The sequence below is a fragment of the Nostoc sp. ChiVER01 genome (assembly GCF_034531155.1).
Taxonomy (GTDB): Bacteria; Cyanobacteriota; Cyanobacteriia; order Cyanobacteriales; family Nostocaceae; genus Nostoc.
The window spans coordinates 68,422-94,302 of record NZ_JAVRBS010000020.1; the positions used below are offsets into that span (position 1 = coordinate 68,422).

The following is a 25,881-nucleotide window of genomic DNA, read 5'->3' on the forward strand; positions in this document are numbered from 1 at the left end:
TCTAGTTCCCTCCCCTTTATAAGGGGAGGGTTAGGGTGGGGTAATTCGAGGACTGGTAGTGATTGGATAACTTATGTGTACACCGTAGCTTTATAAGGGGAGGGTTAGGGTGGGGTAACTTCTCTCAACCGACAAATAACTTCCCTAATCTTCTCCACCACACCATCAATATCTTGATAAACTTCTTGATTCGTAAATCTCAAAAAACTCGTACCTTTTGATTCCAAAAATGCTTGGCGATCGCGGTCATATTCTGCAACTCCATCTTGATAGTGACTATCACCATCAATTTCTATGGCAAGTCTCAACTCCGAAGAATAAAAATCCACTACAAATCTATCAATACTGTATTGTCTGCGAAATTTACAGCTTTCAATTTGTTGATTTCTAAGTTTTGCCCAAACTATTTTTTCACATGGGGGCATATTGTTTCTGAGAGTTTGCCGTTTTTGCTTTTCTGAGGTTTGGTTATACAGCTTTGTCATCAGCGTTTTCATATTCCTGGACTGTGCTTATTATTCCCAGGATTACCCCCCTTAATCCCCCCTTATAAAGGGGGGAAATAGAAAATCAGTGTCCCCTCCCCTTTATAAGGGGAGGGTTAGGGTGGGGTAAAACCTTGATTAATCAGCTATTTCAGACTTGTGTATACACCGTAGCTCCGACTCAGAAAAAAACGGTTTTACCTAGTAAAACCTTCTTAGAGGTTTCTAGGCGATTAGGAGATAATCAGAAATTTTGCGGTGGTTGAGAGTTAATCAACAGAAAGTAGTATACTTTTGTGGGTTCGCGTAAAGCTATCTAAAAGTTTCGTCTAAAAACCAATAATTTTGGGGTTGCTCTAAATGCTAAGTCCTGTAATAACAGTCAGTATCTTTCAAAAACAACCCGACCCTCAAGCATTTTCAGCAGGCGAAGTCATATTTGAAGAAGGACAGTCTGGCGATCGCATGTATGGGATTCTGGAAGGAGAGGTAGATATATTAGTCAATGGCAAGGTTGTAGAAACCATTGACACGGGCGAAATTTTTGGTGCTGGGGTACTTGTAGGAGTAAAAAATAGAACTTACACGGCTATTGCCAAAGTGGATACCAAACTTGCTTCTGTTGATGAGAAAAGGTTTCTCTTTGCCGTTCAAGAAACACCCATGTTTGCCCTACAGGTGATGAAAAGTTACTCAGAGCGTCTAAGTCGGGTGCAGCGTATGCTGTGAGGTAAGAGGCAGGGGCAGGGGGATGCAATGAGTATGTCTGGTTATCATTGCAGGACTCTAAAAGATGCAGTATTGCAAGTGAGCCTATAGCCCTCTGCTTTTGTTAGTTGAAAGGTGCAGAATTTACCGGAGATAGTAATGGTACGTAAACGGTTGATTATCGAGATGGGGATGGGAATAGATCAGCATGGACAAGAACCGACAGTAGCAGCATCTAGAGCAGTACGAAATGCGATCGCTCATAATGCTTTACCTGGTGTTTGGGAAGTCGCAGGTTTGAGTCACCCCAATGAAATGATTATAGAGGTTCAGGTAGCAGTTCCATACCCCGAACAAGTTAGGGAAGAAGAAGTACTCGCTGTACTCCCATTTGGTCGGAAAACCCTTACCGTAGAATCTGGGGGGATGGTAGTTCAAGGGCGAGCGATTCCCGAACTCAATGATAAAAATGACGAAATGTTGATTGCGATCGCTGCTGTTACAGTTCTGATCGAAGATGAGTAGCTAAGGTAATTCCTCTATAAACAAATTACTAAATTGAAAGTTATAGAGAAATCGCGCGATCCTTGAAAATTAAGTTATATACAGCAGTTTTCCAGTAAGATTCCATTTGTACAGGCGTGATTTTTAATCGTTAAGTATATTTGCTGATTACTTTATCAAAAAGCCTTATTGCTTTATAAAAATACCTATTTAATTTATTAAAATACTTAAATTGCTTTCTCAAAATGAGGTTTGACTTACTTAAACCCCAGTTTGCTTTCTCATTATTAGTGTTTTCCGCAAGCAAAAGCAGCTTTTACTTAATCAAAAGCTGTGTTTGCTTTCTCATTTTGGTGTTTTCCGCAAGCAAAATGAACTTTGACTTACTCAAAAGCTGTGTTTGCTTTCTCATTTCAGTGTTTTCCGCAAGCAAAAGCAGCTTTTACTTACTCAAACTCCAGTTTGCTTTCTCATTTTGGTTTTTTTCGTAAGCAAAATGAGCTTTGACTTACTCAAACCCCAGTTTGGTTTCTTCTTGTTAATTTTTAAAGTTTCACCCTAGAAATGTTCTATCTCTAGGACTAAAGATTTGCTAATCCAAAGGTCTAAAATTATAGAAACCTGGAAAAAACTATGTCATTAGAAACAGAGCCACTACAGGCGACACCACCAACTTCTACCTTTGAGACGCTTGAGGAGAAGCAAGAATTTAACTGGAGGCAATACTGGTATCCCGTCACTTTTGTACAAGACTTACCTACCGACCGTCCTCATAGCTTTTCCTTGTACGATGAACCTTTGGTCTTATTCAAAAACAAAGATGGACAGTTTATCTGTTTAACAGATCGTTGCCCTCACCGTGCAGCCAAACTTTCTGAAGGACAAATTATTGACGGTAAAATAGAGTGTTTATATCACGGTTGGCAGTTTGGCAATGATGGTCAATGTTTGCACATTCCCCAATTATCAGCAGATGCAAAAATTCCAGCTAATGCTTGCGTACCATCTTTTAAGGTTGTGGAACGTCAAGGCATGATTTGGGTCTGGGCTGGTGAAAAAGAAGCTGCTGTTGATGAAAATATCCCAATTTTGCCGGATTTAGATAAGCCAGGATTTGTGTGTTCAGACTTTATATTGGATCTGCCTTATGACCAAACATATCTAATAGAGAACGTTACCGATCCGGCTCATGTTGCTATTAGCCATCATGGTACTAGAGGGGGTGGTAATCGCAAAAAGGCCCAACCGCTAGAAATGGAAGTGCTAGAGAGTTCAGTTCAGGGTGTTCGAGGTAGGTGGCGGGGAATTAATAAATCAAATGAAGCTTGGAAGTATATTGATTTTGTTGCTCCAAATCTTGTGCTGAACAATGCTTATATTGAAGACCGAGGCTGGACATTTGGACTAGCTTTATATGCGGTTCCTTTAGGTAAAGGGCGATGTCGTCTTTTAGCTAGAGGTTATCGTAATTTCATGACTTGGGGAGTCAAGCTAAGACCACGTTGGCTAGATCACTTAAATACCAACAAAATATTAGAGCAAGATTTACCTCTTATCGTGGGGCAACAGTCAGAAATTGAGCGCTTAAAAACAAGTCTCAAAGAAGTATATTTACCTTTAAAAACATCTGACACATTAGTAGTTGAGTACCGCAAATGGCTAGATAAATTTGGGTCATCTTTGCCTTTTTATCAAGGCTATTCCACATGGAAAAATTTTGATAATAGTGAGTTGAATACAAAGGCAATTTTGTTAGATAGATTCTCACGCCACACACTTATTTGTAGCTCCTGTAATCGAGCTTATCAAGTTACAAATAGGGTTAAGCAAAGTTGTATAGGGATAGCGATCGCTCTAGCTGCTGTAGCGATACTTGCAGATGATTCTAGAATTAAAGTTGCCGCAATATCGCTTTCTTTAGCAGCAGTTGTAATGTCTGTTATGGCTCAAACACTCAAAACTCACTTTGAGCGTTCCTACACTCGTCATTAAAATCGAGAAGTTCGTAGTAAGGACTTTAGTCCTGATTCTCTATGGACTAAAGTGCCTACTACAAACCTTTTTGCACTAGCTTAGACATGGTATCAAAAGTTTGTTTACCTTAAACAATTTGCTCAAATTCTTTGTGTGGTTAAGTTATGCTCAAGTTAGTGGCTCTGCGCTAAAGTAAAAATATTGGGATAAAAATCTCTGGCAGTAAGTTCAACTGAATCATTAATCTTTACCACTGCGGCGATAATGTCTCAAGAGCATAACGAATCACTCCAAATTCAGGAGATCACCAAACTAAAACCGAAACACTTTGCTGATTTAATCAGGTCAGCACAATTGATTTTTGACCCCACAGCCGGAGTTTCGGGAAGACACATAACAGTTAATTGGGAACAATTCGGAATTCCGGGTGATGTGGCAGAAAATCTTAAATCACTTGGTCAGCAGTACCAATATGCATCTCCACACATCCCTGTTGAAGACATTTGGAGTAAATTAACTCCAGAAACTCGTATTTGGTTCGTTGAAAATAAAGATAGGTTATGGCAGCTTGAAGAAGCTTTCCCAGCCCTTGACGAAGATTAAACGGCTGAATCATTGAAAGGAATATAAATTATTTGTAGGGGTACAACGATCATTGTGCCCCTATCCTCTCTCTATAGGCATTTTTATTTGAATGCAACACGCGCTAAGTTTAGACCTAGTACCGCAAGGCAAAAGTCAAAAGTCAAAATGAATACAGCGTAAGAGTTTTATTGATTTGGAATAGGTGGTTTATTTACGCCGCGCTGTACTAGTTGTTTTATGCGATCGCTCTAGCTTAAGTACATAAGTTAAATTAATAAAAAAGCCCATTATAGATGAATCAAAGCCTAAGTGTTGCTCCTAACCTGCAAGAACACACTCATGAAAATCCCGTTGTTAGTAAACAACAGCTTACGAAGCAATTAATTGTCCTTGTTTTGGAAATGCTTCTGGCATTACCTCTAGGTTTACTTCTGGCAAAGTTCCAAATTGGTAGAGTTGCCTGGATATTTGGTGGGATTGCTGCTGGTACAGTGGTTCTTCAAGGATGTCGAATTTTTTATCAATATTCTCCCCAACCTAACCGCACTGCGAGAAAAGTGGGAATGGCACTTGTAGGCTTAACTGTTGGTGCTTCCAATGCTCATGGGAATTTAGCTAGTGTTGCTTCTGGTATTCCTATATTTATTTTTCTTACCTTGTTCCTGCTGCTGAGTGGAACCTGTATTGGTTATATTTACTCGCGCCTTAGCAAAACCAACCTGTTAACAGCAATGCTGGCTACAGTTCCTGGTGGTGTAGGAATTATGGCAGCGATCGCCGCCGATTACAACAAAAATGTTAGTTTGGTTGCCTTAGTTCAAGCGATTCGCGTCACCTCAGTAGTTATTCTAATTCCCTTCATTGCAAAGACATCAACTGGTAATTACTTTCCCCAAACACTCCCAATTAACCCTACTTGGCTCAATTTTGATCCATTTCAACTAGAATTACTCTTGTTAGTACTGCTAATTACTGGATTAGTAGTTTATCCAGCTATATTATTTAAAATTCCGGCTGGCGATTTCTTTAGTGCATTGTTGATTGGTATCGGGTTTAATCCTTTGCTACATTGGCTACCTTTTGTAGGTGATATTAGCTTTAGTCCGCCACCAATAATTAACCTATTGGGTCAAATGCTCTTAGGAATTACTATTGGTGAATATTGGGGAGACAAACCCAACTTTAGAAAGCGGACTGTCGTTTATGCCTTAATGTCTGTGGGAATGACCCTAATAGCGGGAGCGATCGCTGCTATACTGGCAATGCAATTAACCTCTTGGGACTGGTTAACCTGTCTTTTAGTCACAGCACCAGGAGGATCGGCAGAAATGATCCTAGTTTCTCTAGCATTGAATCATAATGTTGAAATTGTCACAACAGGCCATTTAGTGCGACTAATTGCAATTAATAGTTCTCTACCGCTTTGGCTGTTTTTGTTTCGCCGTTTAGATGAGCAACTTTCTGAACCAGTTTAATTGATAAAGGGATTGGGGATTGGCGCTTTCGGAGTTAGTAAAAAATGGAAAAAACAGCAAACCCAAGAGTCAAAATTTGCTGTATCAGCAGCATAGAAGAAGCGTGGATTGCTATTCGTTGCGGCGCATCTGCCCTCGGTTTGGTTTCTCAAATGCCAAGTGGCCCCGGTGTTATCTCTGAGGAATTAATTGCGAAAATTGCTGCTTGTGTACCACCCCCAATCGCCACTTTTTTACTTACTTCAAGCCAAGATGCTCAAGAGATTATTCAGCAGGTAAAACGCTGTCGGACAAATACTGTGCAAATCTGCGATCGCTTAGAATCAGGAAGCTATCAAGATATCCGAGATGCCTTACCTGGAATCTCCATTGTTCAAGTCATTCACGTAATTACAGAAAAATCCATAGACGAAACAATCAACGTAGCGCCCTACGTAGATGCAATTCTACTGGACTCTGGCAATCAATCACTGCTGATTAAAGAGTTAGGCGGTACAGGACGCTTACACGACTGGAACTTGAGCGCCCAAATCCGTGAGCAAGTAAACGTACCAATTTTCTTAGCTGGAGGACTGAAATCTGAGAATGTTGCAATCGCAGTCAAACAAGTTGCTCCTTTCGGACTAGATTTGTGTAGCGCCGTTCGCAGCAATGGCAAATTAGATGAGAACAAGCTCAAGCTTTTCTTCGAACAATTGAAATATTGCACAGAAGAGCTTTCACCAGAATTTAATTAAACTGGGCATGGGGTATTGGGAAAGAATGACAAATGACTAATGACTAAATTAGCTTATTCTTTTGTTATCAAAATACTAAGGATGCTTTAGATGGTTGCCCAAATCCAAGAACTTGAAGCACAGCACTGGGTTAAAACTCGTTCTTCTCTCGACCCTAACGAATCTACTTTCCTGATTTGGAAAGGTAAAATTTACGCCTTTATCCCCGGTGAGAAAAAACAACTCCTGTTTAAGATGCTGGGATTGAGTGTTAGCAGATGTATTCTCACAGATGAGGGTAGCTGGGATTTTACTTCTAGAGAATTAACTTACTACCTTAATCCACAAACAGATGAAGTCTTAAGCAAATGGGAGAATCCTTGGACAGGTGAGACAGTTCCAGTAATCCACGTTGCTAATAATCCGGTGCAGGGCAAGTTTAAGGGAAATTTCCCCGCACAAGTAGATGATGAAAGTACAACCTTTGTTTTTGATATATTTCCCTATTACCCCAATCCCTTAGCAGACGACCCCAAATTTGCCGAATACAGCCCAAATCCAATTTATCATGCGGCGGAATTGTTTAAATTAACAGTACCAACGGCAGATTTATTCAACACAGCCCTCTCCTCAGTTTCTCAACTTAAACTGAGTTGGGATCGGATTGGTCAATGGCTTCCTTGGATGAAAATGGGCGATCGCCCCGGTCAACTTATCTACAGTGCTGTTGGCAGCAAAGTCAATGGTTTAGCAGAACTGCCTTCACTGTTGCAAGACGAAATTAATAACCGTATTCCTCTATATAAAAAAGCCCCAAAAGCATTGATAGATGGGGAAGATATGACTTCCTGGTTATACTTCCAAAAGCACTTTCAAGCTTACTTGGCTGGTGAAACTTTCCCGCTTCCCCAAGCAGAAGAATTTTGACCGTTAAGTAGACCGAACCAGGCTAGAGATTGCTTGCACTAACATCATTGGCTCTATTGGCTTAGAGATATGCTTGTGAAAACCTGCTTTTAGTGCCTGTTGCTGATTCATCTCCCCGGCGTAGGCTGTCAGGGCGATCGCTTTTATCTGATCGCCTTGGGCAAACAAGCTTCTGACATACTGTATCAACATATAACCGTCTACATCGGGCATCCCAATATCACTAAGTAGCACATCAGGCTTGGACTGGGTAAGAACCAAGAATGCCTCGGTAGCTGAAGACACGGCTGTAACAATTGCCCCATACTGCTCTAGCACAAAAGCAGTCAATTCCCGTGTGTCGGTATCATCATCCACCACTAAAACATTAATACCAGTTAAATCTAAAAAAGGAGGAAGTAGCTTACTGTCTTGATTTGTTGCTGGCTGAGTAGACATTAGCGGTAGCCGGATTGTAAAGGTTGCTCCTTGCCCAATACCTGGACTTTCTGCCTCAACTGTGCCACCATGCAGTTCGACTAAGTGACGGGCGATCGCCAACCCTAATCCCAATCCACCGAACTTTCTTGTAGTAGTACCATCTGCTTGGCGAAAATAATCAAACACGTAGGGAAGAAAATCAGGATGAATACCTTTGCCTGTATCGCTGACGGTAATTTGGGCAACAGAGCCAAGTTGCTCTAAACAAATATTTACCTGTCCGCCTTCAGGCGTGAACTTAATCGCGTTTGAGAGCAGATTCCAAATCACTTGTTGCAAACGAGTTGAATCACCCAAAACTTTACCAACGTTGGGTTCGAGGACTGTCTGCACTGAAATTGACTTAGCTTGGGCTGCTAGTCGCACGGTTTCCATCCCCGCTTGAATCGTTGCAGCAAGATCGACTGAAGCAACATTCAGGCTGAGTTTGCCCCGGAGAATGCGGGAAACATCCAAAAGATCCTCAATCAATTCTGATTGCAATTTGGCATTGCGTTGAATAGCTGCTAGAGCTTGCGTTGTCTTGGCTTCATCAAGCTTATGGCTCTGAAGTAGATTAGACCAACCGAGAATTGGATTGAGAGGCGATCGCAACTCGTGTGACAGCACCGCCAAAAACTCGTCTTTAACCCGGTTTGCAGCTTCGGCTTCTTCCCGTGATGCTTCTGCTGCTAACCGTGCTTGCTGTTCTGCTTCATATAATCGGGCATTTTCAACTGCGATCGATGCCATTTGCGCTAACTGCACCAGTATGGCTTCGTCTGCTTCGGTGAAATCACCTTCATATTTGTCTGAAAGCTGAATCAACCCGATATTATTTCCGTCTCGTCCTATTAAAGGTGCTGCAAGCCAGCCCCGTATCGGAGGGTGGTTTTTTACCTCGTTGCCAAAGCCTCGCCAACGGGGATGATTTTCAAGTTCGGCTTGTGTCATCCGCATTGAGTGATTCAGGTGACATACAAAAGCGTAAATTCCAGACCCATTTGGCTGTTGCTCGTAGTCTCGCCACTGGGCATACTTATCCGATAGGTGAACGGCGTTAATTGCCTGTGACCAATTTTGGTTAATGGTCATGCTGGTGACGGACTGGTGGGCAGCAATAATCGATGCTGCCTGCTCGGTAATTACTTGTAGCACTTCTTCAACCGACAGGGCAGAATTAATTGCCAGCGCTGCTGTTGTCAATCCCTGCAATTGGTTGGCATAGTGTTGTTCGCGGGCCAGGAGTTGTTCGCGCTCGGCTTGGGCTTGTTTACGATTAGTGATGTCAATTATAAATTCTACGCCATCTTCTTCATTAAGACGCTTGGCAGAGAACAATGCCCACCAGCGTGAGCCGTCCTTGCGGATGTATTGCTTTTCGTAGGGAGTAGTGCTGCCAGTTGCTTTAAACTCTTCGATTGCTCTGAGGGAGTGCGGCATCCACTCTGGTGGTGTCATTTCGTCCCACCGCATCAATCCTTGCTCAATATCCTCACGGCTGTAGCCGCTCATTTGCAGGAAAGCATCGTTGGTTTCGGTGATACTACCGTTAGTTTTGAAGAAAATGACACCAACCGTTTCGATGGTGATCGCCCGGCGCAGACGCTCTTCGGATTCGCGCAACGCTGCTTCGGCTTGTCTGCGAGCGGTGATATCACGAGAGATGCATAACAACCGTTCGACTTGCCCATCGACTCCTTTAATCGGACTAACTTTATTATCCCACCACTTCGGTTCACCTGTTTGAGTTGTAAGATAGCCTTGAAAAGTGCTGATTATGCCTGATTTTGCAAGATCGATTGCATTCAGTGCGGCTTGTCTATCGGCTCCTTGCCAGAACTCGACCCATGAAGAGTTGAGGAACGGTCTAACATCACTGATGTTGAGCGCCGCCTGTCCGCCTGGACTCATATAGACGATTAGCCCTGACAAATCCAATACTTTGATGCAGTCGTCGCTACTGTCAAGGATCTGCCGATTGAACTCTTCACTTTGGCGCAACGCCCCTTCTGCTCGTTTGTGATTTGTAACGTCAATCAGTAACCCATCCCACACGTATCCTTCTGCCGTTTGCACAGCGCGGGAACTACCCTGAACCCATTTGAGTTTACCCGATGGTGTAACGATCCGCCCTTCCCAACACCAGGGTAAGAGGTTCTCAACAGCTTGAGCAACGGACGTTTCAAATGACGCCAAATCCTCTGAATAAATTAATTTTACAAAGGAATTAGCATCTTGAAGAATTGTTTCTGGCTCCAATTCCAACAGTTCACGGGAGCCAGAATTTACAAAGGTAAATCGATGAGGGCCATCTGTGCAAGGCAAGTAGCAGTAAACCATACCTGGCACGTTCGCAACTAGTGCCTCGAACTGCATTTGGCTGTGATGGAGTGCTGCACGAGTCCCTTGCTCGTGGCGTACAGCTTCAACAGCTGCCTGATGTGCCCGATGGATGCTTTGTAGAGCAGAGGCAGTAAAACCTGCCAAACTCGTCATCAGCCGATGATCTTCAGCATCTAACTGTCGCGCCTCATGGTGTGACACAATCCAAAGAGTGCCTAATGGTTGATTGTTTACACTTAGCGGAATTAGCAATGCCTCAACAATAGGAAACTGCGGATGGTGCAGATAGGTGAAATAACGTTCAGGATAGGCATACAGTTGCGGCTGCCCAGATTGAAGTGTGGTGCTACAGGGACTAAAATTACTTGGGGTGGTGGTTTGTTCTAAAAATTTTAATGCGCCTGCGATCGCTACCCAGTGAAATCTAGATTCACCATTAGGATCTGTTTCCAGTAAACTGATTCCAACAGTATCGGCTCGACATAAATCGATGGCCATCTCAACCAGGGTTTTGAGTGTGGATTGCGGATCGTTGATGAGTTGTTGACCGAGGATGTGGAGCGCTCGGTTTTCAGCCGCTAAATCTGGCTGTCTTGCTGGACGGCTAGCCAGTGCCTCTGTAATCAAGACATCCGCTTCTGTGACTGCCGGAGTATCGTTTGGGGATAAACACATCACTATATATAGACAAATCGATTGTGTTTAACTGAAATGAAAAGACTCAAGTAGTTATTAGACTTATAACAAGCTCAATAATACACCCAGTTAAAAGCAAATGAATTTAATATTTAATCAATATCTCATTTAAGCTGGCGGCTCTATCTTTTGAAATTCTTTAATTGCTTCGATATGGGCTTGATTTACCTTTATATGCTCCTTTACTGCTTCTGCAAATATATCTGTTGAAGGATCTTCTATTAGCCTGTGCGCCAATTCTTGAAATTTCTGCGCGTGTTCTTGCATGGTTTCTCCAAAGCCTTCGATACGTTCTTTTTGTTCCGGCTCGATTTGGTCATCTGTTTGTAAACTCTTAGCCAATTCTTGCACTTCTTGACTATGCTCGATTGATTTTTGAGCATGTTTCTGTGCTGCCTCTATAGTCTGCTTTGAAATTTCATGCATAATCTTAATCTCGGCTATTGCCTTAAAAAACTATAAAATAGAAGCTATCTCGCTTATCTATAACAGTTAGTGAAAAACTTACTAGTATAAAAATTTAATGTTCAAATAACATTTTATATGCTGTTGAAAACTTAGCTAACTAGCTCAAGATGGATGAAGTTGGCGTTTAAACTAATCCTTCAGACTGTTGTGTAGACGTAGCCAGCACTTCGGTAAGCTCAGTGACCACCGTAGGCATCGCTATTGAAATTTCAAAAATTGGAGATGTATGCCTGTTCCCGAACCACAACGAGAGCTTTTAGAACAGATTTTAGCAAAATTGCAGACGGATAACCGTTTACTGGGTGTAGCGATCGGTGGTTCTTATTTGAGCAGAAAAATGGATGAGTATTCCGACCTGGATCTCATTATTGTTGTAGATGATGTTCATTATCAGCAAGTTTTAAAAGAGCGTCAGCTTTTAGCTAGCAAATTAGGAAAACTGCTAGCAGCTTTTACCGGCGAACACGTTGGCGAACCCCGATTATTAATCTGTCTCTATGACAGTCCTCTTGTACACGTCGATTTAAAGTTTTTGCTTTTACAAGATTTTCAAACAGACCGCATAGAAAATCCTATTATTCTATGGGAGCAGGGAAATCTACTAACCTTAGCTGTTTCAGATAATCCACGGAATTATCCACCTTTTGACCCACAGTGGATTGAAGACCGCTTCTGGGTGTGGGTACACTATGCTGCAACTAAATTAGGAAGAGGTGAACTCTTTGAAGTTATTGATTTTCTTTCTTTTCTGCGTGGGCAAGTTCTAGCGCCATTAGCCAAGGTGCAAGCTGGCCTGCTTCCACGCGGTGTAAGAAATCTGGAAACAGAAATTCCGTTTTATTTGAATGATTTTCGTCAAACTATTCCCGCTAAACATGATCAAGAGGAAATTGGGCGATCGCTTCAACACACCATTCGTTTTTACTGCCAACTCCGCTCTAAATTAACAATACCAGACTTGACTATCCACTCTCAAGCCGAAGCTGCCTCTACAAAATATCTACAATCAGTAATAGATAAATTCAAATAGCGATAATAAAACTCACGGTTAATCTCCAACAAATATAGAACCTCTTCTGCCCCTTTGCTTCCTTCAACTAAATTTCGCCTCTTGGCCTGAACAATCAAATAAATGTAAACCCAACCGTTGGGAAAGTTCTTCACACACCTTTACCCCTCGCACACTGTTACCACGCATATCCAACAGAGGCGAAAAAACTCCAATGCCCATCTTATTGGGTACAACGGCGATGATCCCGCCAGTAACACCGCTTTTCGCCGGAATCCCAATTTTATAAGCCCACTCACCTGCAAAGTTGTACATACCACAGGTGTACATAACACTAAGAATATCTTTGATGTAACGCTTATCTACTGCCGATTCTTTGGTGATGGGATTAATACCTTTGTTAGCAAGGGTAGCTGCCATCACTGCTAAGTCCTGGCAATTCACGATCACAGCACACTGCTGGAAATAAAGATCCAGTGCCTCTTCAATGTTCCGGTCAATCATGCCAAAGTTGAGCATAAGATGCGCCATTGCCCGGTTGCGATGTCCTGTACTGCGTTCTGAGGTAAAAACTGAAATGTCAACGAACACGTCACGCCCAATATATCGCCGAAACATATCCAGTATTCGGTTGAGGCGTTCAGTGGGGCCGGAACCTTTAATTAAGCTGGTGGTTGCGATCGCACCTGCATTTACCATTGGATTATAAGGCCGCTTCGATTGCTCATCCAAAACAATCGCGTTAAATGCATCCCCCGTCGGTTCCACGCCAACTCTAGTCAAAACGTAATCCTGTCCATGATCTTCTAAGGCAAGTCCATAAGCAAATACCTTGGAAATTGACTGAATGGTAAAGAGTTGGTCGTAGTCTCCAACCTTGTAAACCTGACCATCTACTGTCACAATGCAAATGCTGAACAAGTCCGGGTTTACCTTTGCCAGTTCTGGAATGTATTTCGCTACTGCGCCCTCCCCCAGTAACTTGTACTCGGAATGCAAATCCTTAAGAACAGCCAATAATGGCGATGGATTTATTTCTAAATCTCCTTGATATGTTTGGTTTGCGATCACGCTGATATCATTCCCCAAAATACTCACTATATATAGTAGGGGTACAGCTGTACATCCCTACAGCCGCAAAGATTTTCTTGCTTTAATAAAGCATATTTGAGCAAGTACTTAGGTCAAAAAAAGTCTATTGTGCTTTATGATACCTTAAAATTTTAATCTACAAGCGATCACAAAGATTTATTAATTTTTTTATCATTCATCCTGAAAAATATTAAATTGAGTATCTTACTTTTTTTTATACTCAGTATTACTGGAGTGTCAAGTTACATATATCACTATTTTTAGCCTAGTCATGTGAAGTAAAAGTCATGATTAATTTAAGTGGAAAAAACTTTGAAAAAAGATATTAAACCCAAATTAATTTACATAATTATTTAAGATGTAACTCGTATCATGGCTTATTCGTAGAAAAATCTAAAGATTTTGTGAAATAAGTTATTTTGAGTATTTATGCCGATGCCATTCAATTAAAGTTATATTAGCTTCTAGTTGGAAATAGTCCAAACAAATGTAACATAAAATACACGGATAGCTACGAGCCTTTAGAACAGATGTGAATAGGGTATCGTCGCTTTAGCGTGCAATAAGCGTAAAGTTTTTTTAATAATTTTTGGACTTGTCAAAAAAAGCGTTACATAGCCAAAGTCCGCATTTGAGAAAGGTTTCGCCCTGAAAATTGGAATTTAAATTGAGAAAGTTGCCAAGAATTACGCTAAAACCCTGATCCCCAAGCCAAAAGGTTCGTGCTAGTCTGTTGCAGTTATAAACAACAAAGTGGAAACGGAACGAGTTCGAGTTTTTCAATAGGTGAAGTCACTGTTACAAAGTGAAGAATCCCGCGAATTATAAAACTTAAATTCTACAGTCGCTTTAAAAAACGGACGCATGAATCAAAGACATTTGTGGATTATTGTTGCCCTGTCTATGGCTGCTTTGGGCATACCCTCAGTTGGTTGCACTCAAACCACCAAGGGAAATGCGCTAGCTTCCCAAAACTCACCCGCCCCTGATGTGGTGAAGGTGGGAGAATATCAATCCACAGCAGGGAAACAAACCTTGGATGCTGTGATTACAGAAATTCATCCTCACAACGTTGGAGGACGTAAGGCGGCAACCCTTTTTATCCGAAATATACCTGTTCTCACCTTTTTGAGTTCTGTATCAAATACGAATCCTGAAACTAAAAAAGTTGGTGCAATTGGAAATTCTGGGGGCGTACAAAAGTACGCCCTTATTGCTAGCAATTCATCAAAGGAACTGGATACTGGCAGCTTAACAGATGTAAGTAACCAGATTAGCTCCGCTGACAATGACCCGGTTCAGATCGCTGGTGTAATAGCAGCAAAAATCAACCAGTTGAATCGGGAAAATGTGGACGGGAGTAAGATTACCGTAAGTTGGAAAGCAGGGGAAAAATCGACTGACAATCAAGCGCAAAACAAAAGCGCCCCAGTCCAACCAAATGGCGATTATGTAATCAAAGTTAATGGCGAGGAATTGGTCGAAATCAACGAAGGTACGCGACTAGCAGATACCACCAATAATCTAGCGCAAGATGCATTGCAAGCAACCAATCGCCTGCGGAGGCTTCTAGGCAATGCATCTCCCTTAAAAGAGATTGCTAATTTACCACCAGTGCGTCTGCCAGCATCAATACAAAAGCTGCCTCAAGAGGCAGTTGGAATAGTGCGAGCCACCTTGAGAGGTATGGCTTCTTATTACGGCTATGACGGTTCTGGTAATCGTACTGCTAGCGGACAGAGATTCAACCCAGAAGGAATGACTGCCGCTCATCGCAGCTTACCTTTTGGTACAAAAGTCCGGGTAACCAACACCCGCAACGGTCGTTCTGTAGTGGTGCGGATTAATGACCGAGGCCCATTCATTCGGGGTCGAGTCATAGACCTGTCTGCTGGCGCAGCTCGGGTCTTGGGAATGATGGGCAGTGGTGTAGCACCAGTGCATATTGAAGTTTTGGGGAGTAGGGAATAGGGAATAGGGAATAGGGAATAGGAAAGAAAATTAATTACTTACTCCCCATTCCCCACTCCCCACTCCCTACCCTCCATAACAATTCCCCTAGTTCAATCATCTCTTCCCTCTCTTTCAGATATAAACTAACGGGGGAGGGATCGATAAGAACTAGGGGTATTTTTGTGCGCCTGCTGACAACAGTCGCAGCTTTACGCTGCTATTTAACTAAACGCTGCTCAGAAAACAAGCTAATTGCGGTTACTGAGGATCTAAAACTAGATGAGATGACTAGCTGGTATAAGACGGCAGTCGGTCTGGTGCCAACGATGGGAAATTTGCATCAAGGTCATTTAAACTTAATTCAACGGGCGCGGCAAGAAAATTCTACGGTAATTGTAAGTATTTTCGTCAATCCCCTGCAATTTGCTCCCAATGAGGATTATCAACGCTATCCTCGCACTTTAGAGCAAGACCAACAATTTTGCGAACAAGCTGGGGTAGATGCAATTTTTGCGCCAACTCCGGAAGAAATGGCAGTTCCCCAGAAGAGTATACAAGAATCAAAGGTTACACAAGTTATCCCCCCATCTGCTATGATAACAGGCTTGTGTGGTCGTTCTCGGCAAGGTCACTTTCAGGGTGTCGCTACGATTGTGACCAAACTTTTCAACTTGGTACAGCCTGACCGTGCCTACTTTGGTCAAAAGGATGGTCAGCAACTGGCAATTATTAAACGCTTAGTAGCTGACTTAAATTTGCCAGTAGAAATTGTTGGTTGTCCAACAGTGCGGGAAGCTTCGGGTCTTGCCTTCAGTTCTCGTAATCAATATTTGACTGCAACGGCAAAAGAGCAAGCGGCGGCATTATATCGCGGCTTGCAACGCGCTGAAGCTGCTTTCATTGCAGGCGATCGCAATAGTAACAGGTTGATAGCATTGGTACAGCAAGAAGTGGCAATAGTCAATACGATTTTAGTGGAATATATTGAATTGGTTGAACCGACTACGTTAATGTCTTTAGAAAAAGTTCAGGAGGAAGGAATGTTGGCGATCGCAGCTCGTCTTGGGTCTACACGTTTGATTGACAATATTATATTGCGCGATCGTCAACCCATTATCGCCATTGATGGCCCAGCCGGGGCTGGAAAATCCACAGTGGCGCGTCAAGTCGCAGCAAATCTAAATCTAGTGTATTTAGATACAGGAGCGATGTACCGGGCTGTGACTTGGTTAGTTCTGCAAAAGGGGATTGCCATTGATGATGAGTGTGCGATCGCAGAATTAACTAGCCAGTGTAAAATTGAACTTACCCCTACCCAGGATTTACAATCGTCGGTGCAGGTTTGGATTGACGGTATTGATGTTACCCAGGCAATTCGCACGATTGAGGTTACATCTCAAGTATCTGCGATCGCTGCACAAAGCTATGTCCGTCAAGCACTGGTTAAACAGCAGCAAAACTGGGGAAAGAAAGGCGGTTTAGTTGCCGAAGGTCGAGACATCGGCACTCATGTATTCCCCGATGCCGAAGTGAAAATCTTCTTAACCGCTTCTGTGAGTGAACGCGCCCGTCGCCGCCAGGAAGACTTTAACAAACAGGGTCAACCTGAAATCAGTTTAGAGCAACTGGAGCGGGACATTGCTGAACGCGATTGGAAAGATAGTACACGCAAAGTTTCTCCTTTGCAAAAAGCAGCAGATGCAGTTGAAGTTCAAACCGATGGTCTAAATATTTCTGAAGTCACGGCAAAAATTGTGAACTACTACCAGCAGCGTTTATCTCAGTAGTAATCATCACTAAGCTAACGCGCCTACATATTGCACTATTTCCCGTGTATACCGTCATTAGTCACTAGTCAAAAGTGTTTACCAATTGGACTTGGACAAATGATAAAGAACAACCTCACTAGTGGATGTGCATTGTTTATTTGCGTAACAGCTTATTTGCTCTTAGTTTTTCAGTTCAAAAGGGTGGTGGGTGAGTGATTATCCACTTACCATCCTCAAAACTGTATTTACTAGAAACAGTCTAGATACAAAATAAATAATTTTAAAATTTTAGTCTGGTATTATAGACACTAGCTTTTTTTTAACTACTAAATCATCACGCTTTCGACTGATTTTTCACATCACAATTAATCCTGCCACAGATAGAAGCCTGAAAGCTTTAATTGTTAAATGCTAGGTAAAAGGCAGTTTAGGCTGAAGACAAAAAGACGGCAGTCGTTCCATTTGGGGAAACCCCTTTGCCTAGCGTCTCCTAGAGAAGACGGCACCACCTCTATAAGAAAAAACCTACTCAGTAAGCTGATTTTACTGGATGGCATTTTACGTTTAATTATGCCAATCTACTTAATTACTTATTAGCTTTTAACTAGGAAATATTAGCCATTTTTATTTATAGTCATTATTTCCTAGTGATTTGACTTATTTTACTTATTAGACAAGTACTTTGTTTTTATCTTCACTTTGGTAGTAAAATGACGATGTTAAGTTTTATGTTTCATCATTAAAGACATAAAACCTTAAAAATAAAAGCTGTTAATTTCCTAAGCTTCTGTAATAGCTTAAAACTGGAAACCGGTAAAGAGAGGATTTGACACGATGGCATTTGTACAAGACCCATTACCCTTCGATATTAATGCTTTAGAGCCTTATGGCATGAAAGCTGAAACTTTTGAGTATCACTATGGCAAGCATCACAAAGCTTATGTAGACAACCTCAACAAGCTCACTGAAGGTACAGAACTTGCTAATAAGTCTCTGGAAGAGGTGATCAAAACTTCCTTCAATGACTCCTCGAAATCAGGAATCTTCAACAACGCTGCCCAAGTTTGGAACCACACCTTCTTTTGGAATTCCTTGAAACCAGCAGGTGGCGGCGCACCCACTGGCGATCTCGCAGCCAGAATCGATAAAGATTTTGGTAGCTTTGACAAATTCAAAGAAGAGTTCTCAAACGCAGCTGCAACCCAATTTGGCAGTGGCTGGTCTTGGCTCATTGATGATGGTGGTACGCTGAAGGTGATCAAAACACCAAATGCAGAAAACCCTCTAGCTCATGGTAAGAAAGCACTCCTAACCTTAGATGTTTGGGAACACGCCTACTACATTGACTTTAGAAACGCCCGTCCGGCGTTCATCAAGAATTTCCTAGATAACTTGGTCAATTGGGACTTTGCTGCTGAAAACTTGGCCAAAGCTTAATTAGCTGTCAGTTTTAAACTGGTTCCACTAAGAAAAGGGAGAAATTAAAAAGAATTTCTCCCTTTTCTGTTATTAAGTGGTGGGACGGGCAGTAGCTTGAATAAAAGTACTGGCATGAAAATTAAAATATAAAACATTATGGATAGCAAAGAACTAGCGCAATACATAGAAGCAACTAATAGCATTACTAAACCTTGGCTATTGGTACAACTGCGCCTTAAGAAATTACAAGAGCGCCGAGCCACCCTTACAGACGATGTTTACAACAAAGAATTAAAGGATATTTACCAAGACATGATGAATTTGGGGGAATGGTGGCGTGGTATTGAAGATGAGGTATTTTAAAGTTAGGAGTTATAAATTTTTCTGACTTTTAACTCCTGCACAGACGTGATTAATTGCGTCTCTACTCCTAAATTAAAACGCAACCTGATGGCTCAAGCTCTCGATCAAGTCGATTACGATACTCTCGATGCCGCAAAACGACGCTTCATTGATGCCGCAAAACGCACCCTTGGCTTTGCAAGTGCCTATGGTATTGTGCCCGCATCGGGTCTTGGAGCAAGTGCTAACGCTTTCAGCTTCAATCTCGCTCCATTTCTAGAGGCGGGGGCTAGAGAACTTTCGATGACACTTGTCCCGGAAGGACTGGGTACAGCAGACGATACTCGACCTGACGATCTTTCCGAAGAAGAACTTCGCCGATTTTGGTGGAATATCGGTATCAAGATCATCTCGTGTCTTACGAATGATGCCGCAACATCAGGTATGCAGACTATACTTCTCGGTTTATATCTGCCGTCGAGTACTCCTGAAACTATCTTTACTCCCACGTTCCTTGATGGATTTCTTGATGGAGTGGTTGAGGGATGTAAACAAGTGGGGTGTGTCTACCTCTCAGGGGAAACTCCTCAATTAAAAACGAAGATGATTCCAGGTCGGCTCGACATTGCAGGCTCGGTTTTTGGAGTCATGCCGACTGGTGTCGCTCCCATTGATAGTTCGCGTCTGGATGCCGGAAATACCATTGTTCTGGTCGAGAGTTCGGGGCCCCATGAGAACGGCTTTACCCCACTGCGAAAGCTTGCCGAGTCGCTCCCTGATGGCTACAGAACAAAACTTCCGAGTGGGCAGGAGTTCTGGGAAGCGATGAATGCCGCTTCGTATCTTTATACGCCACTTGTGCAAGCGGTGCTTGGTGAGGGGATTCGTCCTACCGCGATGGAGAATATCACTGGACATGGATGGCAAAAGCTGATGCGCTCAGTGAAGCCGCTCCGGTATGTTATTGAAACAATGCTCCCAGTGCCAGAGATATTTACGTTTGTCGAGGGTCATCTTGAGGGTGGGGCAACGACGATGCTTTCTGTTTTCAATTACGGTGCAGGATTTGCATTCTATACTGAGTCAAAGCAGGATGCAGAGAGAATCGTCATCCTCGCAAGAGAACATAAGCTTACGGCTGTGATTGCCGGAAGGGTTGAAGCATCTCATAGCCGCGAGGTGGTAATAGAACCGCTTGGAGTCACCTTAAAGGGAGATTCTTTTGGAATTGCGCGAGGAGTATAGTGATTCAGGAAAGATCGCTACTTTTCTTGAATGTTATTTTAGGCTGACTCATCCAATGCCTGCGGCGGGCTATGCCTACGCTAAAATCATTACTAGTTCTCTACAGTAGTGTAATTACTGGGAAAAATTATATTTTATTACACGTAATATATAGTTGAATTGCAGGCTTATCAAAGAAAATTACTCTCTTAAATCTTTAACGGTAAGTCTTGTAGCATAGATGCTATAAACATATTTGTATGAATCTCTATGCAATATTTTTTACTACTCATATTTAAAGTAGTCCAAACTACCCATGACTACTGAGGTTAAGATTTGCTAACGTAGTCTTAACATATTGAAAAATTTGCTGAGAAGGCTGAGAAAGTAGCAGCGAACACTAATTTAGAGTGCTGAGTCTTTCTCATCTCTAGATGTGCCGTTTTAGTGTGTTAAAAAGATATATTTTTGTTCAGAGGGGGTTATGGTTGTAAATTTGGCCCGAACTACTGCTTCCACAGAACTTTTGAAGCAAGTCTTCCAAAACATTGATGCACAAAGTTGTCCAAGGTTATTCAACTTTCACATGCACACCGTCTACTCTGATGGTAGGTTGCAGCCAAGTGTATTGATGGAACAGGCGATCGCTATTGGGTTAAAAGGGTTAGCCATCACCGATCATCATGGTATTATGGGCTATCAAGCGGCAGTTGCTTGGTTAGAAGACTGGAAGTGGAATAATCCTGGTGCAAGCACTCCCTACCTGTGGAGTGGTGTAGAAATTAATGCCAGCCTTTTGGATATAGAAGTTCACATTTTGGCTTACGCTTTTACACCAGAACACCCTAGTATAAAGCCTTATCTCCAAAGAAGGCCGACTACAGGGCTAGAATATCAGGCAAGTAACGTGATTGCTGCTATTCATGAAGCTGGGGGATTGGCAGTTTTGGCTCATCCGGCTCGTTACAAGCGATCGCTTTTTGACTTAATTCCAGCTGCGTCTGAAAAGGGCATTGATGGTGTGGAAACTTTCTACGCCTACAATAATCCTAACCCCTGGAAACCCAGCGTAGTCGAATCAGAACAAGTACAAAAGTTGGCTGATAAATACTTTCTTTTCAATACTTGTGGTACTGATACCCACGGTTTGAGCCTGCTACAACGCTTGTAAAGATGAATCAATTTTTTTGAACTCTCCTGGTTAAATCTGCCAGGAGGTTATTCTATTTTGGATTTTCAATAATCAAGCCTGATATTAAATAATTCGTAATTCGTAATTCGTAATTCGTAAATTTTGTTTTGCAATGGGGATTTTAACCCCACCACAAAACTTGCCGCTTGATAGAAGCTATGCAACTTAAACCCACGGAATTTGTTAACCTACATTCGGCAGGTTAGTTTGAAAATCATCATGCTAACTAAGCAAAGAAACTGCTCACTGTAATATTTCCCAACGCAGGTAAAGTACCGGTTATTCCTGTTAAATTGACTAACAAATCACTATTCGCCTGAAAACCAGCAGTGCTATTATTTATAGCCAGGTAAGTTCCAGCGATCGCTCCACTTGTTACTCTGACTAAGGCTGCACCATTCACGCCTAAAGCTTGATTTCCAGCTACGGCTCCATTCGCATCAGTAAATACCTGATTGGCTAAATTTAGTAAAATGGTAGCAGTGTTATCGGCAGCACGGGTAAAACTGCTAGGTGTAATCACGGTTGAGCCGTCTGAACTGAATAAACCAATTGCATCTGTGCCAATGGTGAAATCTGTAATGCGATCGGTTGCTGATACTGTTGATTGTCCAAACTGGAAGCCAAATAAATCTGCGCCTTGTCCGCCAGTTAAAGTATCAGCACCAGCACCACCATTCAAACCATCATTTCCATTGTCGCCATTAAGAACATTGGCTCCAGAGTTACCGAAGAGGATATCATCAAAAATCGAGCCTTTTACGTTTTCAACGTTGAAAATAGAGTCAGTTCCTGCACCACCAATAGCGAATCCAGAAGCAAGATTTACGATAACCCTAGAACCGACAAAACCGTACTCAACGGTATCAATGCCACCCCCACCATCGATAGAATCATCACCAAATCCCCCTAAGAAAGATTCATTGGCATTAGAACCAATCAGCACGTCACTAAAACGAGATCCCAACACCCGCTCAATGGAAACTAAAGTATCATTACCACTACCACCAACAACAACTCCAGAGGACAAATCAACACCGACTCCTGAGCTAGCATCGAAATAGACAGCAGTATCAAATCCTGCACCGCCATCAATTCTATCAGCGCCGCCAAACCCTTGGATCTGGTTATTTCCAGAGTTCCCAGTCAGTATATCGCCGAATGCTGACCCCTCGATATCTTCGATGTTGGAAATAACCGATGTGCCAAAAGAAGTAATTGCTTGCCCTGTTGAGAGATTAACAATTACTCCCTCACTAAATTTTTGGAAACTTAAGACATCAATACCCGCCCCACCATTGAAGGTGTCGTTCCCCTTGGAGCCTTCAAAGCTATCATCCTCAGCAGATCCGAGGATACTGTCATTACCTCGATAAACATATTGACGATACTCGTATCCTGACGTGCCGACAGATAAAAGGCTATTTCTTGTCGCAACATCAATATTTAGATTTGTGTCCTGTCCTGTGATTTGACCGTTACTTCCGAAGGAAAATTGAGAAGTGATGGTTCCAGAATTAAAGAATCCGTTTGAACCATAGGTGAAATTGACACCTACAAAACTAGTTCGCAGAACGCCACTGCTCTCGAGTACTTCAAAATTGGTGGAAGTTTGCGCCCCAAAGAATTCGGCAAGAAAAGTAGTATCCGCAATGTACCTGTTACCTTGAAATAGTATAGTATCAGCCATAAAACTTTCTCTCCTGATTAAACGTTTGGTGTGAATTTATCTTCAGTTAAGATGTCATTAAGGATTTCCAAAAAATAAATTATCTAATCTTATAGCGTGGGCATTTTACCCGCACCAAAAAGCAGGCGAGAGAGAAGCCTACGCCACAAATTGATTTTGTACGGTATCTGGAAAACCTCTCTTCTATTTCTCTCTTCCGTTAAGGAGAGAGACTTTGAATTTTCCCCCTTTCCGCGTCGGGAAGGGGGTTAGGGGGTTAGCTTTTTTGTGGGATTTTCCAGATTACGTGAAAAATTAACCCGTACAAGAAGTAGTTGGTATTTTTTATTTGGAAATCCTTTAGCGTTGTAGCACGCTATGCCAGATAATACCATTCTTTCTTAGAAAAATATCACTAAACCATCTATTTTTGTATTTAAAAAATAATTTATATAGTGATTTACCGGACAAATTGGGCTTATATAAATGGCTCTTTTTATATCTCTGATTAGAGAAAAATAACATGCTGACTTTAAATCTTTTTCAAAGTCTCGATTTATCAGCAAATCTAAAAAATTTTTGTTTGGAACCAAGCACGGAGATACAAGGTTTTACAGCAGTTTTGATAATATTTGAGCCACATCTGTCTAGAGGTAAAGCGTATTGCTAAATCTCTACCGCGTGGTCTATTTACCTGAAAATCACTGTAAATATTCTCTAATGAGAGTTAAAAATTCCGTTTACAAATGTTTTGAATTATTAAGTCTATGAATAGAAAAAAATAATATGCAAACTTTACACTGTAGGCTCTTCGAGAGGTGTAAATTCTTTATTTACAGATTCAATCAATTGAGTCACCCGTTCTTTAATCTGATCGCGGACTCTAAGAAAAATTTCTGGTTGTTCTGCTGGATCATCTAATTGCCAGTCTTCAAATACTTCTCGCATAACCCACTCTGGCGGTAAATTCACGCCACAGCCACACAAAGAAATTACTACATCAAAGTCTTGCCCTTGAAAATCACTCAGAGGTTTGGAGTGTTGATCGGTAATATCGATACCAATTTCTTTCATGGTTGCGATCGCTTCTGGTCTAACAATATCTCTGTTCTTACTCGTGTTTTGGTTAAGGTATTGTTGAGAAGTTCATATTGAACTAGCAGTTTCCCTAACAGTTTCTCGCAGCCGCTCCACATCGCGCATTGGTGGTACACCAAAGAGCCGCTTGTACTCACGGTTGAAGTGCGAGGCATCGTCGTACCCCACGCGGTAGCCAGCGCTAGCAGCGTCAAGGTTCTCGCCGAGCATCAGACGGCGAGCCTCCTGGAGCCGCAGTTGCTTCTGGAACTGCAAGGGACTCATTGCCGTGACAGACTTGAAATGATGGTGAAAGCCCGAAACACTCATTCCCATCTCTTGTGCGATGCTCTCAATCTTGATCGGCTGGTCAAAGTCTTTACGAAGTCGCTCGACGGCTCTGGCGATGTGGTGGGTGTAGCCACCCAGAACTGCAATATGACGGAGCCGATTACCTTGCTCTCCTATCATGAGTCGGTAAATGATTTCTCGCTTAATCAGTGGTGCGAGAACATGAGCTTCAGCAGGAGAATCTAGAAGCCTGACAAGCCGCACCACAGCGTCCAAAAGATTTGCATTCAATGGACTTACGTCAATCGCTTTCACATCAGCACGGCTGCGCGATGAGGGATACCCTGCCTCGACCATGACTGAGCCAACAAGAGTAGGATCGAGATCGAGACGAAGGCTAAGGTATGGTTGCTCCTTGGACGCTTCCAGAATTTGGCTGACAATTGGCAGTTCGGCCGTAGCAAGCAGATAATGCATCGGGTCGTACTGATAGCGATCGCTACCCAAAAGAACTTCTTTGCTGCCCTGAGCGATCGCACAAAACGCAGGGATAGAGACACTATGAAGGCATTCCGAAGGCGAGGAGGCGCGGTTGAAGTGCAAACCTTTGAGCGGCTCAATCGTCCCATCATGAGAAATAGCCTGGGCAATCCGTTCAGTCAGTTCGTCTCTGTTGGCTTGCGCTCTGTCTACCTCGCGCTTTGCCTGCGGGTCGTTCATTAAATTGCGATCGGATTTTTCACTCGTTTTGGCAGCGTTCATTTCTAAGTTTGCAGAATTGTACAACGATCTTAGACGATCATTCTATTACTTGTTCTTCAAGATTCCTAGAATGAAGCTAAAGCAATGAAAAATGATTTCGGCTTCTTATAAGCATTCTAGATTTTTATTCAAGAGAAAACTCAGTTTTGATTGGGCAAGAGACTTGCCTGCTAGCCACCAAAATGGCATCAAGTAAAGGAATTAAGAAAATGGACATCAAAAGAAGTGGCTCACAGCCTTCCGCCAAAGGATCGGCTGATTATTTTACCGGCACTGTCCGCATTGACCCCCTGTTCGAGGCACATGAACCAGCCCGCACGTCTGGCGCTAGCGTCACGTTTGAACCTGGTGCTAGGACAGCATGGCATACCCACCCGTTGGGGCAAACCCTGATCGTGACGGCGGGCTGTGGCCTCGTACAACGCTGGGGTGGAGCGATCAAGGAAATTCGACCGGGGGACACAATCTGGATCTCGCCAGGTGAGAAGCATTGGCACGGTGCTACAGCAACCACAGCCATGACGCACATCGCTATTCAGGAATGGCTCGACGGCAAGCCTGTGGACTGGCTCGAAAAAGTCAGCGACGAGCAGTATGAAGGAATATCTTAATGCTTTTGAGATGGTTTTCTATCAAGGGGAAAAACTGCCAGCAGAGAATGCTGATTTTGGTTCTCGCCCTAGTAATATCTCTGAGTTACTCAGCCTGCCGTGCCGACAACAGTATGACTAGCAGTACC

General features: G+C 42.6%; 22 protein-coding genes and 1 pseudogene. 16 read left to right on the forward strand and 7 right to left on the reverse strand.

Going from position 1 to position 25,881, the window contains the following annotated elements; genetic code table 11:
- Positions 1-104 precede the first annotated feature (104 nt).
- On the reverse strand, positions 105-485 hold the full coding sequence (locus RMY00_RS23700) for an endonuclease domain-containing protein (protein ID WP_322649882.1): 381 nt from the start codon (positions 483-485) through the stop codon (positions 105-107).
- A gap of 360 nt (positions 486-845) precedes the next feature.
- On the opposite strand from RMY00_RS23700, the gene RMY00_RS23705 reads away from it, so the two are divergent.
- The 7 genes from RMY00_RS23705 (at position 846) to RMY00_RS23735 (ending at position 7,374) form a co-directional block, all read left to right on the forward strand.
- The gene (locus RMY00_RS23705) at positions 846-1,214 is read left to right on the forward strand and encodes a Crp/Fnr family transcriptional regulator (RefSeq protein ID WP_322649883.1); all 369 of its coding nucleotides are present in this window, start codon (positions 846-848) and stop codon (positions 1,212-1,214) included.
- A 138-nt stretch (positions 1,215-1,352) separates the two neighbouring features.
- On the forward strand, positions 1,353-1,718 hold the full coding sequence (locus RMY00_RS23710) for a Lin0512 family protein (RefSeq protein WP_322649884.1): 366 nt from the start codon (positions 1,353-1,355) through the stop codon (positions 1,716-1,718).
- Between the two features lie 612 nt (positions 1,719-2,330).
- Positions 2,331-3,689 carry a Rieske 2Fe-2S domain-containing protein gene (locus RMY00_RS23715; RefSeq protein ID WP_322649885.1) on the forward strand — a complete coding sequence of 453 codons (1,359 nt, stop codon included), beginning with the start codon at positions 2,331-2,333 and terminating at the stop codon, positions 3,687-3,689.
- Positions 3,690-3,935: 246 nt separating this feature from the next.
- Positions 3,936-4,274, forward strand: coding sequence for a hypothetical protein (locus RMY00_RS23720; protein WP_322649886.1), 339 nt, complete (start codon positions 3,936-3,938; stop codon positions 4,272-4,274).
- A 275-nt stretch (positions 4,275-4,549) separates the two neighbouring features.
- Entirely contained in the window at positions 4,550-5,731 is a 1,182-nt protein-coding gene (locus RMY00_RS23725) for an AbrB family transcriptional regulator (protein ID WP_322649887.1), read from the forward strand.
- A 44-nt stretch (positions 5,732-5,775) separates the two neighbouring features.
- A complete protein-coding gene (locus RMY00_RS23730; RefSeq protein WP_322649888.1) occupies positions 5,776-6,468 on the forward strand; it encodes a phosphoribosylanthranilate isomerase in 693 nt (230 codons plus the stop codon).
- Between the two features lie 90 nt (positions 6,469-6,558).
- Entirely contained in the window at positions 6,559-7,374 is an 816-nt protein-coding gene (locus RMY00_RS23735; RefSeq protein WP_322649889.1) for a DUF1838 domain-containing protein, read from the forward strand.
- 3 nt (positions 7,375-7,377) lie between these two features.
- Here the strand turns inward: RMY00_RS23735 and RMY00_RS23740 are convergent, their stop codons facing one another.
- Positions 7,378-10,854, reverse strand: coding sequence for a PAS domain S-box protein (locus RMY00_RS23740; RefSeq protein ID WP_322649890.1), 3,477 nt, complete (start codon positions 10,852-10,854; stop codon positions 7,378-7,380).
- A 129-nt stretch (positions 10,855-10,983) separates the two neighbouring features.
- Positions 10,984-11,301: a hypothetical protein gene (locus tag RMY00_RS23745; protein WP_322649891.1), complete on the reverse strand. Its 318-nt coding sequence runs from the start codon at positions 11,299-11,301 to the stop codon at positions 10,984-10,986.
- A gap of 268 nt (positions 11,302-11,569) precedes the next feature.
- Between RMY00_RS23745 and RMY00_RS23750 the strand changes: the two genes are divergently transcribed.
- On the forward strand, positions 11,570-12,373 hold the full coding sequence (locus tag RMY00_RS23750) for a nucleotidyltransferase domain-containing protein (protein ID WP_322649892.1): 804 nt from the start codon (positions 11,570-11,572) through the stop codon (positions 12,371-12,373).
- A gap of 63 nt (positions 12,374-12,436) precedes the next feature.
- Here RMY00_RS23750 and glsA read toward each other — a convergent pair whose 3' ends face one another.
- Positions 12,437-13,420, reverse strand: coding sequence for a glutaminase A (gene glsA / locus RMY00_RS23755; RefSeq protein ID WP_322649956.1), 984 nt, complete (start codon positions 13,418-13,420; stop codon positions 12,437-12,439).
- An 888-nt stretch (positions 13,421-14,308) separates the two neighbouring features.
- On the opposite strand from glsA, the gene RMY00_RS23760 reads away from it, so the two are divergent.
- The 6 genes from RMY00_RS23760 to RMY00_RS23785 all read left to right on the forward strand — a co-directional run bounded on the left by RMY00_RS23760 (position 14,309) and on the right by RMY00_RS23785 (position 21,322).
- A complete protein-coding gene (locus RMY00_RS23760) occupies positions 14,309-15,415 on the forward strand; it encodes a septal ring lytic transglycosylase RlpA family protein (RefSeq protein ID WP_322649893.1) in 1,107 nt (368 codons plus the stop codon).
- Positions 15,416-15,579: 164 nt separating this feature from the next.
- Positions 15,580-17,184: a bifunctional pantoate--beta-alanine ligase/(d)CMP kinase gene (locus RMY00_RS23765; protein ID WP_322649894.1), complete on the forward strand. Its 1,605-nt coding sequence runs from the start codon at positions 15,580-15,582 to the stop codon at positions 17,182-17,184.
- Positions 17,185-18,000: 816 nt separating this feature from the next.
- Positions 18,001-18,603, forward strand: coding sequence for a superoxide dismutase (locus tag RMY00_RS23770; protein WP_322649895.1), 603 nt, complete (start codon positions 18,001-18,003; stop codon positions 18,601-18,603).
- 138 nt (positions 18,604-18,741) lie between these two features.
- Complete coding sequence (locus tag RMY00_RS23775) at positions 18,742-18,948, forward strand: hypothetical protein (RefSeq protein WP_322649896.1); 207 nt, start codon at positions 18,742-18,744, stop codon at positions 18,946-18,948.
- An 87-nt stretch (positions 18,949-19,035) separates the two neighbouring features.
- Positions 19,036-20,172 carry an AIR synthase related protein gene (locus RMY00_RS23780; RefSeq protein ID WP_322649897.1) on the forward strand — a complete coding sequence of 379 codons (1,137 nt, stop codon included), beginning with the start codon at positions 19,036-19,038 and terminating at the stop codon, positions 20,170-20,172.
- 463 nt (positions 20,173-20,635) lie between these two features.
- Positions 20,636-21,322 carry a PHP domain-containing protein gene (locus RMY00_RS23785; RefSeq protein ID WP_322649898.1) on the forward strand — a complete coding sequence of 229 codons (687 nt, stop codon included), beginning with the start codon at positions 20,636-20,638 and terminating at the stop codon, positions 21,320-21,322.
- Between the two features lie 247 nt (positions 21,323-21,569).
- On the opposite strand, the gene RMY00_RS23790 is transcribed toward RMY00_RS23785, so the two are convergent.
- The 3 genes and pseudogenes from RMY00_RS23790 to RMY00_RS23800 form a co-directional block, all read right to left on the reverse strand.
- Positions 21,570-23,033 carry a calcium-binding protein gene (locus tag RMY00_RS23790; protein WP_322649899.1) on the reverse strand — a complete coding sequence of 488 codons (1,464 nt, stop codon included), beginning with the start codon at positions 23,031-23,033 and terminating at the stop codon, positions 21,570-21,572.
- A 774-nt stretch (positions 23,034-23,807) separates the two neighbouring features.
- A pseudogene (locus tag RMY00_RS23795) lies at positions 23,808-24,110 on the reverse strand (ArsC family transcriptional regulator); the annotation flags it as partial.
- Between the two features lie 48 nt (positions 24,111-24,158).
- The gene (locus RMY00_RS23800) at positions 24,159-25,142 is read right to left on the reverse strand and encodes an AraC family transcriptional regulator (RefSeq protein ID WP_322649900.1); all 984 of its coding nucleotides are present in this window, start codon (positions 25,140-25,142) and stop codon (positions 24,159-24,161) included.
- A gap of 209 nt (positions 25,143-25,351) precedes the next feature.
- On the opposite strand from RMY00_RS23800, the gene RMY00_RS23805 reads away from it, so the two are divergent.
- Together RMY00_RS23805 and RMY00_RS23810 are read left to right on the forward strand one after the other, a co-directional pair.
- Positions 25,352-25,753, forward strand: coding sequence for a cupin domain-containing protein (locus RMY00_RS23805; protein WP_322649901.1), 402 nt, complete (start codon positions 25,352-25,354; stop codon positions 25,751-25,753).
- Positions 25,737-25,874 (forward strand): hypothetical protein, encoded by a 138-nt coding sequence (locus tag RMY00_RS23810; protein WP_322649902.1) that lies wholly within the window; start codon positions 25,737-25,739, stop codon positions 25,872-25,874. Before RMY00_RS23805 ends, RMY00_RS23810 begins: the two co-directional genes overlap by 17 nt.
- The last annotated feature ends 7 nt before the right edge of the window (positions 25,875-25,881 follow it).